Source organism: Luteibacter sp. TLI7-4A, from assembly GCF_056754745.1.
The window spans coordinates 4202822-4216747 of sequence record NZ_JBPGWO010000001.1 but is presented as its reverse complement, the minus strand read 5'-3'; the positions used below and the strand labels follow the sequence as shown (position 1 = coordinate 4216747).

Sequence of the window (13926 nt, the reverse complement as noted above, 5' to 3'; positions counted from 1 at the left end):
GCAGGTCCGGACGATCTTCGGAAGTTTGCAAGGCGAATCGGCGCCCCACCGTGATCATGGGGCCCGTCCCAGCAACGGAAATATCGACCTGTTCGAAGGTCAGGCTACCGTCGTAAAGGCCAATCCGTTCGCCGAAGGGTGTATCACCGAGCGGCTGGATATCCTCGCTGACCTTGACCAGCTTCTTGTACTCGTCTTCTGGCGTCACGCTCGTCTGGGCATGCGCGCCAAGGAGCGGAAAAAGAAGAAGCGCCGTAAAGATGATGGAACGGCCAGAAAAGCGCCCACAAAAACGCGCGCTGCCAATGGCAGCGCCTTGCACGTCCAACGTCATTCCTTTGTCCCCTGTGCTCCGGCGCTAGCCGGCATATCCGGAATCTAGCGGCGCACGGGAACTCAAGTCAACATGACAAATTCCGATCCCCGTACCGCGACAGGACGGGATACTCCGGACGCATTCGGCCTCGGATGAATCGGAGGACCCTACCCTCGATCCAGCGCCTCACGCACCTTCCGCAGCAACGCCCGCGACTGCACCGGCTTCTCGATCACATACAGATGATCGAGTTGGGGCAGTTCGTCGAGATTCGGTGGCGCGTCGGGGCGCGCCAGCAGCAACACCGCGCCGCCGTAGCCATGGTCGAGCAAGGCGGCCAGGGTGCGCACGCCGGTGAACAGGTTCATGTCGGCGTCCATCACCACGAGGTCCGGCACACCGTGCGCCTCGATCCATTGCAACGCCGCCGTACCGCTCTGGCTCGCGCCAGCCTGGTAACCGTAGGCGTCGAGCGTGTCGACCAGCAGCGATAGTTGCACCGCCTCCTCCACCACCACGAGCACGCGTTCGGCTTCGCCTTGCAGGCTCGCGTCCATGACCTGCGGCTCGATGTGGTCGCCGTCCTCGCTGCGCAACGGCAGGTAGAGATGGAATGCCGTGCCTTCGCCGGCCTGGCTGCGCACGCGCATGAGGCCACCGTGACTGGCGACGATACGCTTACAGGACAACAGGCCCAGGCCCGTCCCCGCCTCCTTGGTGGTGAAGAACGGCTCGAACAGTCGCTGCAGGACGTCGGGCGACATGCCGTGCCCGCTGTCGATGACCGAAAGCCGTAAGTAGCGCCCCGGCGCCGCCTGCTCGCCATCGGCGAAGAAATCCTCGGGCAGGCTGACCAGGTCCGTCTCGATGCGCAGCACGCCTCCCTCGGGCATCGCCTGGATGGCGTTGAGGCAAAGATTGAGCAGGCACTGTTGCAGTTCGGTGTGATTGCCTTCGAATGCCACGTCCGGATCGAACACGTCCACGTCCATCCGCACCGTACGCGGGATGCTTCCTTGCAGGAGCAGGTTCAGCGCCTCCAGCAGGGCACCGAGCTTCACCTGTTCCGCGCGCCGCGCGCCGCGCGCGAAGGAAAGCATCGAGGACACCATCTCCAGTCCGCGACGCCCACAATCGCGGACCAGGGTGCCTAACCTCGCCAGGCGCGGATCGTCCGCGTAATCCTCGAGCGTGTCGCCGGCGAGCAAGAGCGGCTGCAAAAGGTTGCGCAGGTCGTGACTCAGGCCGCCTGCCAGCAAGGCCAGGCTCTCGAACCGCTGCGCACGAATGAGTTCCTGTTCCGCGCGAGCGCGGGCACGCTGCTCTTCCGCTTCGCGCAGTGCGCGACGAACCGCGCTGGCGAGACGTGCGGTGTTGTGCTTCAGGATGTAATCGGTGGCACCGTTGCGCAGTGCCTCGATCGCCGCTTCCTCGCCGAGGGTGGCGGAGATGAAGATGAAGGGTATATCGGAGCCACGCTCGCGCAGGATCTGCAACGCACGCTCACCGCTGAAGACCGGCATGCTGAGATCGGACAGCACGATGTCCGGACGAAACTCGTCGAGGGCGGCGATATAGGCCTGCTCGTCGTCCACCAGCCTCGCCTCGTACTCGATCCCGTCCTGGTCGAGTTCGGTCAGTACGAGTTCCGCGTCGAGGGAGCTGTCCTCGACCTGGAGAATCCTGACCTTTTGGCCTTGCCCGCCCATGTGCCGTCCCGTCCGTCGTCGCGTGTTATTCGCCGTCCGGGCGTTGGTTGAGCACCGCCCAGAAATGGCCCAGGGTCTGTACCGCCGTGAAGAACTGCTGCACGTCCACCGGCTTCAGCACATACGCATTGACGCCGAGATCCCAGCTGCGCGCAAGATCGCTTTCTTCACGGGACGAGGACAGGATCACCACCGGCAACCGCTTCCAGCGTTCTTCGGAACGCAGTTGCTTGAGCACCTCCAGGCCATCCATGCGTGGCATCTTGATGTCGAGCAGGATCACGGAAGGATCGCCTTCCGCACGATCGGCGAAGGCGCCACGACGATACAACCAGTCGAGGCAGTCGACACCGTCCTCCACATGGACGACGGGATTGGCGAGCTTGGCCTCGCGAAGGGCGTCGATGGCCATCTCGGCATCGGCCAGGGAATCTTCGACTAGGAGGATGGTTCGCAGGTCGCGCTTGTTCATGTGTCACCCGTTCTGGAGCCCGGCACATCGGATGCCGGAAGTGAAAAATGGAAAGTGGCGCCGCGGTCGATTTCACCTTCGGCCCAGGTGCGGCCGCCATGGCGGGAGATGATGCGCCTGACGTTGGCGAGGCCGATGCCGTTGCCGGGAAACTCGGAAGCGCGGTGCAAGCGCTGGAACACGCCGAACAGCTTGCCGGCGTATTTCATGTCGAAGCCGGCGCCGTTGTCGCGCACCGAGAACTGGTAGTCGCCCGCAGGCGTTCGATCCAGCCCCACCTCGATCTGCGCGAACTCGCGGTGCGACGTGTATTTCACCGCGTTGCCGAGCAGGTTCTGCCATACGGTGCGAAGCATGTTCTCGTCGCCGATCACGATGGGCATCGGCGTGATCTTCCAGTCGATGTGGCGATCCTGGGCATCGGTTTCCACCAAGGCCCGGGCTTCGTCCACCAGGGATTGCATGTCGACCGGTTGCAGGCGCAGCGCACCCCGGCCCAGGCGCGAGAATACCAGCAGGTCGTCGATCAACTGGGCCATGCGTCGCGAGGAACTGCTGATCACGTCGATGTAGTGCCGCACGTTATCGTCGGCCTTCTCGCCGAGTTGCGCCTCGAGCTTTCCCGCGAATCCCGAGATGTGCCGCAGCGGCGCGCGCAGGTCGTGCGACACCGAGTAACTGAAGGCTTCCAGTTCGCGGTTCACATCCGAGATCTGTTCCACCTTGCCCTCGAGCTGGCGGTTCAGTTCGTTGACCTTCTGCTCCACCAGCGCCCGGGCTGTGATATCGCTGACCGTCAGCAGCAGGGCGGGATCGGCGCTGTCGGGCTGCTCGATGCGGCGGGCATTGATCACCACGAAACGGTCGATACCGTCGGCGGTGCGCTGGGTCAGTTCGTAATCCCATAGTTCGCGGTCGCGTGCGATCACGTCGGACAATCGCTGCAACAACGCGGTGTCGTCCCATGCGCCGTCACCGATGCGGTCGAGCGGCGCGAGCTGGTCGCTCTCGGCATCGAATCCGTAGAGCTCGGCGAAGGCCGTGTTCACCAGCAACGTGCGCAGATGACGATCGAGCATCGCGATCGGCTCACGCACGGCCTGCACGATGAGCTGCGACCGCTTCACCGCGTCGGCCACGCGGGATTCCGCGGCAAGGCGGATGGCGATCTGCCGCTCCGAAACCACCACCACGATGCCGAGCAGGGCGAGCTGCGCCAGCGCGGCGACCAGCAGCACCACCCGGTTGTTCGACGCCAGCTTGGCGGCGGCGGCACGACGATCGGCAAGCAGCCTCGATTCGTCGGCGAGCACATCGTCGATCGGGCCGCTGACCGGGAACAGCTTGCGAGCATCCTCCATCGAGGCGAAGGCGCCGGCGCGATCGCCGGCTGCCAGGCGCTGCAAGGCCTGGTCGGTGAGGGCCATGCGTCCGCTGGCGATCGATTCGAGGGCGCCCAGCCGGGTCAGTTGTTTAGCGTTGTCGCGGGTCATCTCGCGCAAGCCGGCGATGATCCCCGGCACGAGTTTGCGCGGCGCCATGGTCCGTTCGTCGAGGACGACGCTATCGGGCGCTCCGGCGATGCGCGCGTACATCGCGGCCTCGCTGCTGCGCAGGATGCCGTCGAGCTGGTACACGCTGGCCTTGATTTCCGCCGTATGGGTGACCCAGTCACGCGAGTCCAGGGCGTCCTCCGAACTCGAGCGCGTGACGATGTACGGCAGCGCCACGATCACGAGTACCGCTGCCAGCAGCCCGACCAGGCGCCAGCGCAGTCCGATGCGTTCGATCATGCCTTCCTCATCCCCACGACGATTCCTGCCCGGAAAGGACATTCATTGTAGACGCCGGATGCGTCGCTTCGGTGGATTGCCATCGCCTGCCCTCAAGACGCGCGACGGGTGCGCCCTCTTCCCCGCCGGCTGGCAAGGGAAGAGCGGCGCACCCGTCCGTTTGGAGGCGTGCTTAATGCCGAAGGTGTCGTGAAGAGCCTGTGACGGTGCGTGAAAGGCCGGCTCAGTTCGCCGGGGCGCTCATGGAATAGGGCTGGGCACCCTCGCCCGTACCCCACGTCTTCGCCGGCGTTTCCTGCATCGAGAAATGCAGTTCGCCGCCCGCGACGAGTTCCTCGTGCCGAACGAAGGTCCGCTCCAGCGGCTTGCCATTGAGCGTGACCTTGCCCACGTACGGATGTTTCGCATCCAGGTGGTCGGCCGTGACGGTGAAACGCTTGCCTCCGGCGAGGTTGAGCGTGGCCTTTTCCACGAACGGACGGCCGATCACGTACTGGTTGCTGCCGGGCGCCACCGGGTAGAAACCCAGCGCCGTGAAGATGTACCACGCCGACATCTGGCCAAGATCGTCGTTGCCGACGAGGCCCGTGGGCGTCGGGGTGTATTGGGTCTGCATGATCTTCACCAGGCGTTCCTGGGTCTTCCAGGGCTGGCCGGCGTAATCGTAGAGGTAGGCCACCTGGTGGCTCGGCTCGTTGCCATGCGCGTACCAGCCGATCAGGCCGGTGATGTCCTCGACATGGGCGAAGGACTTCGGGTCGACCTTCGCATCGAACACGGAATCCAGCTTGTCGACGAAGGCCTGCCTGCCGCCCAGCGCCTCGATCAACCCGGCGACGTCCTGTGGCACGTACCAGGAATACTGCCAGGCGTTACCCTCGGTGTAGTCGCTGCCGTAGCCGGCGGACGAGGGATCGAACGGCTCGCGGTACGAGCCGTCGCTCTTGCGGGCACGGAGGAAACCGGTCTTGGTGTCGAAGCTGTTCTTCCAGTTACCGGCGCGCTTCATGAAGGTCGCGGCGATATCGTCCTTGCCCATGGCCTTGGCCATCTGCGCCAGCGACCAGTCGTCGAACGCGTATTCCACCGTCTTGGACGCGGCTTCGGGCTGGCGGTCGATCGGCACGTAGCCGAGCTTCATGTAATCGTCCAGGCCGCCGTAGGGGCCGTAGGTGGCGCTGGCCACCATGGCATCCAGTGCGGCGTTGGCATCGTAGCCGCGAATACCCTTCATATAGGCGTCGGCGATCACCGGCACGGCGTGGTAGCCGATCATGCACCAGGTCTCCATGCCCTGGTACGCCCACACCGGAAGGATGCCGAAGGGGCTTGCCTGGCGGGCGGCGATCAACGAACTGACGAAATCGTTGCTTTTCGCCGGTTCGAGCAAGGTCATCAGGGGCTGCTGTGCCCGGTACACATCCCAGAGCGACCAGGTGGAGTAGAAGTCGAAGCCCTTGGCGGTGTGCACCTGGTTGTCCGGGCCGCGGTACTCGCCGTTGACGTCCATCGACAGGCCGGGCGCGATCATGGCGTGGTACAGCGCCGTATAGAACGTCTTGCGGGTCTGCGCGGGGGCCTGCACGTCCACGCTGGAAAGGGCCGTCTCCCACGCCTGGCGGGCCTCTGCGCGGCGCGCGTCGAAATCGAATCCGGCACCGTCCTTGTCCAGGTTGGCCACCGCGTTGTCCTCGCTCACGGACGATACCGCCACCTTGACGACCAGCGGCTTGCCGAGGTCGCCGAAATCGAACACGCCCTCCAGGGCCCGCCCGCTGATCGCGTCCACGTCGTCGGCACGGTTGCCCGGACCGCTGAAGCCACGGTAGGGAATGGCGGATTCGCGGTTCTTGAGGCTGCGCGACGCTAGCGGCTGGTTGAAGCGCATGGCGAAATACAGCTGGCGGCCCGGCGCCCAGCCGCGCGTGCTGCGCCCCCCGGTCACCGTGCCGTCGGCGCGGACGCGCAGGGACGACCACAGCACCTTGCCGTCGTAGTCGTAGATGCTGGGGCGGAGGTCGAGCAGGAGGTGGGCTGGCTTGCCCTTGGGGAAGGTATAGCGGTGCCAACCCACGCGGGCTCCCGCGGTCAACTCGGCCCGCACGCCGTAGTCGGCCAGCGTGACGGCGTAGTACCCTGCCTCGGCTTTCTCGCTCTTGTGGTCGAAGCGCGAGCGATAGCCGCTACCGGGCTGGTCGGGGGAACCGGGATCCAGCTTCACGTCGCCGGCGATGGGCATGACGAGCACGTCGCCCAGGTCGGAATGGCCGCTGCCGGAGAAATGCGTATGGGAGAAACCGAGAATGCTCGAGTCGCCGTACTGGTAGCCGGCGGCCCATTTATAGGCGTGCTTCACGTCCGGCATGGCCGTGTCCGGCGAGAGCTGGATCATGCCGAAGGGCACCGTGGCGCCGGGGAAGGTATGCCCGTCGCCACCCGTGCCGATCATCGGATCGACCGCCGCGAAGGCGCTGGACGCCTTGTCGCTCGGGGCCGCCAGCGTGAGCGCGGGCAAGGCGAAGGACAGGGCGGCGGCCAGAAGGCCGTGGCGCAGGCGGGTGGTGCTCGACATCGTGGGATCCCCTCGGGTGGACGCGTTGCGAGTGGCCGCGATCATTTGGATCGTGACAAACAGACCGAACGTAGCAAAGATAGCGCAGTCACGCATGTTGCACTGCGTGATGCATCCCTGGGCCTACCGCGCGATGATCGCCCGGTTTAGATCGTTTGAAGGAGCTCCAATGCCGAGGAATACCCCGCAGCGCCGCAAGGTGACACTCGCCGATATCGCCCAGGGTTGCGACGTATCGCGGGCCACCGTTTCCCTGGTGCTGCGCGGCAGCCCCTTGGTCAACTCCGCCACCCGGGCCCGGGTGGAGGCCGAACTGAAGCGCCAGGGCTACGTTTATAACCGGGCGGCGGCCAACCTGCGCCGGCGCACGTCCTCGAGCATCGGCCTGGTCATCAACGACCTCGGCAACCCATTCTTCGCCGAATTCGCCGCCGGGGCCGACGAAGCCCTGGCCAGCGCGGGTTACGTCACCCTCCTGGGCAATACCGGCGAATCGCCGGACCGCCAGCAGGCGGTGCTCAATTCGCTGATCGAGCATGGCCCCGCCGGGATCATCCTTTCCCCGGCCGAAGGCAGCGAGGGTGAGCAGGTGCTGGCCGCCGTGGGCATGCACACGCCCCTGCTCGTGTTCAACCGCGAACTGCCCGACGACGATGGCGCGCACCGTTGGGACACGCTCGAGATGGACAACGAGCACGGCGCCCGCCTCGCCACCGAACACCTGATCGGCCTGGGCCACCAGCGCATCGCCTTCTTCGGCGGCCATCGCGACTCCAGCTCGGTGGAACAGCGCCGCCGGGGTTACGCCGGCGCCATGCGCGATGCCGGGCTCAAGGTCGATCCCGCCTGGATGATCGAGAGCGCGCCCACCCGTCTCGAAGCCGCCCGGCAGACCGGCGCCCTGTTCGCCCGCGATCCCGCGCCCACGGCGGCGGTCTGCTACAACGACGCCGTCGCCCTGGGCCTCATGCTTGGCCTGACCAAGCGCGGCCGCCGCCCGGGCGAGGACTTCGCCCTGACCGGTTTCGACGATGTCGCGGAAGCCTCGGTATGCGTACCGCCCCTGACCACCATCGCGGTCGATCCGCGCGGCCTCGGCCGACGCAGCGCCGAACTCATCCTGGATAGATTGAGCAATCCCGAGACGGACACTGCATATACGATCGCGCCGGTACGGCTGGTCGTACGCGAAAGCAGCTGCCCGCCGTCCTCCCCCTGAACCAACAATGGAGCGCCCCATGGCCACCGGTTACACGCCATCGTCCAGCTCGTCGTCATCGACGACCTCGGGCGACACCCGCTACACCTATTTCCCCCTCGCGCTCGGCGTGATGACGACGATCTTCTTCATGTGGGGGTTCCTGACCTGCCTGAACGACATCCTCATCCCGCATCTGAAGGCCGTGTTCGAACTGAACTACGCCCAGGCGCTGCTGATCCAGTTCACCTTCTTCGGGGCGTACTTCATCATGTCGCTGCCGGCGGGCAGGATCGTCGCCGCGCTCGGCTACAAGAAGAGCATCGTCGCCGGCCTGATCGTCGCCGGCATCGGCGCGGCGATGTTCTGGCCCGCCGCGGGCATGCGCCTGTACCCGTTCTTCCTCGCCGCGCTGTTCATCCTCGCCACCGGCATCACGGTGCTGCAGGTGGCGGCCAATGCCTACGTGGCCCTGCTCGGTCCCGAAAAGACCAGCTCCAGCCGCCTCACCCTGGCCCAGGCGCTGAATTCCTTCGGCACCTTCCTGGCCCCGTTCTTCGGTGGCTTCCTGATCCTTTCCAACGCCGTGAAGAGCAGCGCGGACATCGCCAAGCTCTCGGCGGCGGAGCAAATCAGCTATCGCGCACATGAGGCCTCCTCGGTGCAGGGTCCGTACATCGGCCTGGCCGTCGTGCTGGTCCTGCTGGCCGTCGGCGTCTACCTGTTCAAGCTGCCGGCGCTGGAAGAAACCACCGAGAAGGCCGACGACAGCCACCACACGCTGATGGACGCCCTGAAGACCCCGCACGTGTTCTTCGGCGTGCTCGGCATCTTCTTCTATGTCGGCGGCGAAGTGGCGATCGGCAGCTTCATGATCAATTACCTGCAGCTGCCGGAAATCGGCAACATGTCCGGTGAAGTGGCCGCCAGCCACGTGGCGTTCTACTGGGGTGGCGCGATGGTCGGCCGCTTCATCGGCTCGGCCCTGCTGGCCAAGTTCTCGCCGCGCAACCTGCTTGCCGTGTTCGCCGTGATCAACATGCTCCTGGTGCTCACCACCATGATGACCACGGGCACCGTGGCCGTTTACAGCATCGTCGTCATCGGCCTGTTCAACTCGATCATGTTCCCGACGATCTTCTCGCTCGGCATCGAGCGCATGGGTCCGCTGACCGGCAAGGCCTCGAGCCTGCTGATCATGGCCATCGTCGGCGGCGCGCTGATCCCCTGGATCCAGGGCGTCATCGCCGACCAGATCGGCTTGCAGCACGCCTTCTTCATCCCGCTGATCTGCTACGCGTACATCGTGTTCTACGGCCTCAGCGGCTCGAAGATCCGCGGCGTGCCTGTCGCCACTCGCTAAGCGCCCCATGACGACGGCCGGCCTCGGAGCCGGCCGTCGTTCTTTTCACCTCGCCCCCAAGGACAGGCCGTACGCATGTCTTCCATCCTCTGCTTCGGCGAGGCGCTGATCGATTTCCACGCACAGCCCCAGGGCGGCGCCGGTCAGCCTCCCGCCTTCGTTCCCTTTGCCGGCGGCGCGCCGGCCAATGTCGCGGTCGCCGCGGCACGCCTGGGTGCCCAGGCCCGCTTTGCCGGCATGCTCGCACGCGACATGTTCGGCGATTTCCTGCTGAAGAGCCTTACCGAACTCGGTGTCGGTACCGACGACATCGCCCGTACCGACGAGGCCCGCACGGCGCTGGCCTTCGTCGCCCATGACGACAAGGGCGATCGCAGCTTCAGCTTCTACCGTCCGCCCGCCGCGGACCTGCTCTTCCGTCCCGAGCACTTCCGCAAGGAAGCCTTCGACGACCTCGCCATCTTCCATGTCTGCTCGAACTCGCTGACCGAAGCCGCCATCGCCGCCACCACGGTGGAAGGCATGCGCCGCGCCCGCGCGGCCGGTGCCCTGGTGAGCTTCGACATGAACCTGCGTCCCGCCTTGTGGCCCCGCGACGAGGCGCCGCTGCCACGCCTTTGGGAAACGCTGCACGAAGCGGACGTGATCAAGCTGAGCGCGGAGGAGTTCGCCTTCATCCACGCCGGGGCGGGTTCCGACGACGCCGTGCTTGAGCGCCTCTGGCGCGGCAAGGCACGACTGCTGCTGGTGACCGACGGCGCCGAGCCGATGCGCTGGTTCTCGCGCGGCGCGCGCGGCACCATCGAGGGTTATCACGTGGATGCCGTCGATACGACCGCCGCTGGCGATGCCTTCGTCGGCGGATTGCTCGCCCGCCTCGCCACCGAAGGCGTCACTCCCGAACGCTTCGACACGCTCATCGCCGACGAACGCCGCCTCGTCGACCTGATCCGATTCGCCGCCGCGTGCGGCGCGATCACCGCCACCCGCAAGGGCTCGTTCACCGCCATCCCCGACCAGGCCGAAGTGAAGGCCTTCATGGAGAAGCACGCATGACGACCGTTCCCCTTCCCGATTTCCATTCCGTCGATGTCCTGCGCGACCACGTCGCAAAGACCATGGCCTTCTACAAGCCGAACGAGGTCGATCCGGCCGGCGGCTTCTTCCAGTACTACAAGGACGACGGCACGGTCTACGACAGGACCCACCGCCACCTCGTGTCCAGCACGCGCTTCGTCTTCAACCACGCGATGGCCTACCTCGAGTTCAAGAAGCCCGAGGACAAGGAACTCACGATGCACGGGCTGAAGTACCTGCGCGAGGTGCACCTCAACCCGGAAACCGGCGGCTATGCCTGGACCATCGCCGACGGCAAGCGCGACGACCAGATGAACCACTGCTACGGCCTGGCCTTCATGTTGCTCGCGTATTCCTGCGGCGTGAAAGTCGGTTTCGAGGAAGCGAAGGGCTGGCAGAACGAGATCTGGAACCTGCTCGAGAAGCGCTACTGGGAACCGTCCTACGGCCTCTACCGCGACGAGGCCGACAAGGACTGGAACTTCACCGGTTACCGCGGCCAGAACGCGAACATGCACATGACCGAGGCGATGATCGCCGCGTGGGAAGCCACGAAGGACGACCGCTTCCTCGACCGCGCGCTGCTGCTGGCCGAGAACATGACCCAACGCCAGGCCGGACTGACGCCGCAGAAACTCGTGTGGGAGCACTACCACAGCGACTGGACGATCGACTGGGAATACAACCTCGACAATCCCAAGCACCTGTTCCGTCCGTGGGGCTTCCAGCCCGGCCACCAGACCGAATGGGCGAAGCTGTTGATGATGCTCGAACGCTACACCAAGGGCACGGCGCGGCATAAGCCGTGGCTCGTCCCCACGGCGAAGCACTTGTTCGACGAAGCGCTCGACAAGGCGTGGGACAAGGAATACGGCGGCATCGCCTATGGTTTCTCGCCCGAGGGCGATGTCTGTGACGACGACAAGTATTTCTGGGTACAGGCCGAGTCGCTGGGCGCGGCGCAGCTGCTGTTCGAGACCACCGGCGAGAAGAAGTACGACGAGTGGTACGACAGGATCTGGGCCTACAGCTGGCAACACTTCGTCGACCACACGTACGGCGCGTGGTATCGCATCCTCAAGCGCAACAACGAGAAGTACGACGACGAGAAGAGTCCCGCCGGCAAGACCGACTATCACACGATGGGCGCGTGCTACGAAGTGATGGCTTCACTGCGGCGGATGCAGGCTAAGTAAATAATGAGCAACCGCCGGGCTCCGCTGGAAGGCAGGAGCCCGGCATTCCACCACCGCACGTTCTTCCAATACACCGATAGCCGCTGCACGCGCAGCCCTGTGTGGTGCGTTTCAGTCAACACGGTGACGCGCTCGGCGGACCTACTGACGATTTCTCCCGCGACCTAGGATGCAGACGCATCCCTCCCTGGAGTTCATCATGTCGTCCGTAACCCCCATCGTGCGTCCCGCCGCGCAGCCCCCTCAAGAACTGGTCCCGTCCCGCTACGCGGTGAAGATCGGCGACATCGACGTGCTCGTGATCAGCGACGGTGTCATGCCGATACCGGCGGTGATCATGGCGGCGAACGCCGCACCCACCGATCTGTCGGACTGGCTGGGTTACATGTACATGCCGCCGGACACCTTCGACTGGCCGCTGAACGTGATGGTGGTGCACAGCGGTGAACAGACGATCCTCATCGACGCCGGACTGGGCGTCCAGTTTCCGGGCTTCCCGCGCACCGGCCACCTTCCGCAGCGACTGGCCTCCGCCGGCATCGATCTCGCATCGATCACCGACGTGGTGATCACCCACATGCACATGGACCATATCGGCGGCTTGCTTGTCGATGGCGTGAAGGAGGGCTTGCGTCCGGACGTCCGTATCCACGTGAACGCCGCCGAGGTCGCGTTCTGGGAGGCACCCGACTTCACCCACACCGCCATGCCGCCGGCGGTGCCGCCAGTGCTTCGATCGACCGCGAAGAGCTTTGCGAACGAATACCGCGACCGCATCCAGACCTTCGACGAATCGTACGAAGTCGCGCCGGGCGTCGTCGTCCGGCGCACCGGTGGACACACCCCGGGGCACTCGGTGGTGGCGCTGACCTCGCGCGGGGAGCGGCTGACCTTCGCCGGCGACGCCGTCTTCCCCGTCGGCTTCGATCACCCGGAATGGTCCAACGGCTTCGAGCACGATCCCGAGGAAGCCGCCCGCGTACGCGTGAGCCTGTTCCGCGAGATGGCGGAGAGCGGCTCGCTGATGGTGGCCACCCACCTGCCCTTCCCGTCCGTGGGCCGTGTCGCGATCAACGGGGACACGTTCCGTTGGGTGCCTGTGATCTGGGATTTCTGATCACGAATCACCCCGGTAGAGCCGACTTCTTTGTGGGAGCCGACTCCTTGTGGAAGCCAAGCTTCTTATGGAAGCCAAACTTCTTGTGGGGAGCCAGCTTTTTGTGGGAGCCGACTTTGTCGGCGATCCCGCGGTAGCGGGCCAAGTTATGGCAAGCACCCATCGCCGACAGGGTCGGCTCCCACCAGAACCCTCCTCTTTCACCGGGGGCCTCCATTCCACCGGAACGCTTCGTGTGCGCTAGGGCAGCGACTGTTTAAGTGACGCGATGCCGACCCAGGGGTCCGCATCCGTGGACTTCGCCCGTTTCAACGCCTTTTTCAGGTCGAAGGCCCCGCCGCCTTTCAGCCGCGCGATCTCATCCCAGCGCACGGGCATCGCCACCGGCGCACCGTGCCGTGCGCGCAATGACCAGCCGGTGACGCTCGTGGCGCCGCGGGTGTTGCGCAACCAGTCGATGAAGATCAGGCCCTCGCGCTTGGCCTTGCTCGCCTGCGCGATGTAACGCTGGGGTTTATCGGCGACCATCGCATCGGCGATGCCTTCGCAAAATGCTTTCACTGCCTCCCACGACGGTCCCCGGCGAAACGGCGCCACCACATGCAGGCCCTTGCCACCCGACGTGCGCACGAAGCTTTCCAGCTTCACCTCGGCAAGGCGATCACGGATTTCGCGGGCCGCCGCCACGATGTCCTTCCATGCGACACCGCTGGCCGGGTCCAGGTCGAAGATCAGGCGGTCCGGCTGGTCGGGCTTATCCGCGCGGGCACCCCAGGGGTGGAACTCGAGCGTATTCATCTGCACCAGTTCGAGCACACCGGCGACATCGTCCACATAGATGTACCCGGCTTCACCCCCGTCCTTTTCCGTCAACGTGACGGCCTTGACGTGCTCGCCGAGCTTGTCGCTGTGGTGCTTCTGGAAGAAACACTGGCCGGTGGTGCCCTGTGGGCAACGGACCAGCGAGAGTGGACGCCCGCGCAGTTCGGGCAGCATGCGCGAAGCGACCGCTTCGTAATACGCCGCCACCTCGCCCTTGGTCGGACCACCCTCGCCGAACACCTCGCGCTCGGGGTGGGTGATGGTGATGCCGCCGACGTTTTGTCCCGCCAT

Annotated in this window: 11 protein-coding genes; 6 read left to right on the top strand and 5 right to left on the bottom strand. The window is 65.2% G+C overall.

The window, feature by feature from the left end; translation table 11 throughout:
• Window positions 1–25: 25 nt before the first annotated feature.
• Window positions 26–382 (top strand): hypothetical protein, encoded by a 357-nt coding sequence (locus ACR9Y6_RS18455; protein WP_481282599.1) that lies wholly within the window; start codon window positions 26–28, stop codon window positions 380–382.
• A gap of 101 nt (window positions 383–483) precedes the next feature.
• Here the strand turns inward: ACR9Y6_RS18455 and ACR9Y6_RS18450 are convergent, their stop codons facing one another.
• From ACR9Y6_RS18450 to ACR9Y6_RS18435, 4 genes are all read right to left on the bottom strand, one after another.
• Window positions 484–2025 (bottom strand): ATP-binding response regulator, encoded by a 1542-nt coding sequence (locus ACR9Y6_RS18450; RefSeq protein WP_481282598.1) that lies wholly within the window; start codon window positions 2023–2025, stop codon window positions 484–486.
• 25 nt (window positions 2026–2050) lie between these two features.
• A complete protein-coding gene (locus ACR9Y6_RS18445) occupies window positions 2051–2497 on the bottom strand; it encodes a response regulator (RefSeq protein WP_481282597.1) in 447 nt (148 codons plus the stop codon).
• A complete protein-coding gene (locus tag ACR9Y6_RS18440) occupies window positions 2494–4290 on the bottom strand; it encodes an ATP-binding protein (protein ID WP_481282596.1) in 1797 nt (598 codons plus the stop codon). Before ACR9Y6_RS18440 ends, ACR9Y6_RS18445 begins: the two co-directional genes overlap by 4 nt.
• Window positions 4291–4513: 223 nt before the next feature.
• The gene (locus ACR9Y6_RS18435; protein ID WP_481282595.1) at window positions 4514–6862 is read right to left on the bottom strand and encodes a GH92 family glycosyl hydrolase; all 2349 of its coding nucleotides are present in this window, start codon (window positions 6860–6862) and stop codon (window positions 4514–4516) included.
• A gap of 169 nt (window positions 6863–7031) precedes the next feature.
• Here ACR9Y6_RS18435 and ACR9Y6_RS18430 point away from each other — a divergent pair, with 169 nt between their 5' ends.
• The 5 genes from ACR9Y6_RS18430 (at window position 7032) to ACR9Y6_RS18410 (ending at window position 12813) form a co-directional block, all read left to right on the top strand.
• On the top strand, window positions 7032–8081 hold the full coding sequence (locus ACR9Y6_RS18430; protein ID WP_426285558.1) for a LacI family DNA-binding transcriptional regulator: 1050 nt from the start codon (window positions 7032–7034) through the stop codon (window positions 8079–8081).
• Between the two features lie 112 nt (window positions 8082–8193).
• Entirely contained in the window at window positions 8194–9423 is a 1230-nt protein-coding gene (gene fucP / locus ACR9Y6_RS18425; protein ID WP_481282759.1) for an L-fucose:H+ symporter permease, read from the top strand.
• A 75-nt stretch (window positions 9424–9498) separates the two neighbouring features.
• Window positions 9499–10479: a carbohydrate kinase family protein gene (locus ACR9Y6_RS18420; protein ID WP_481282594.1), complete on the top strand. Its 981-nt coding sequence runs from the start codon at window positions 9499–9501 to the stop codon at window positions 10477–10479.
• The gene (locus ACR9Y6_RS18415) at window positions 10476–11696 is read left to right on the top strand and encodes an AGE family epimerase/isomerase (RefSeq protein WP_481282593.1); all 1221 of its coding nucleotides are present in this window, start codon (window positions 10476–10478) and stop codon (window positions 11694–11696) included. Before ACR9Y6_RS18420 ends, ACR9Y6_RS18415 begins: the two co-directional genes overlap by 4 nt.
• 199 nt (window positions 11697–11895) lie before the next feature.
• Entirely contained in the window at window positions 11896–12813 is a 918-nt protein-coding gene (locus ACR9Y6_RS18410; RefSeq protein WP_481282592.1) for an MBL fold metallo-hydrolase, read from the top strand.
• A 240-nt stretch (window positions 12814–13053) separates the two neighbouring features.
• On the opposite strand, the gene ligD is transcribed toward ACR9Y6_RS18410, so the two are convergent.
• Window positions 13054–13926: a non-homologous end-joining DNA ligase gene (gene ligD / locus ACR9Y6_RS18405; RefSeq protein ID WP_481282591.1), complete on the bottom strand. Its 873-nt coding sequence runs from the start codon at window positions 13924–13926 to the stop codon at window positions 13054–13056.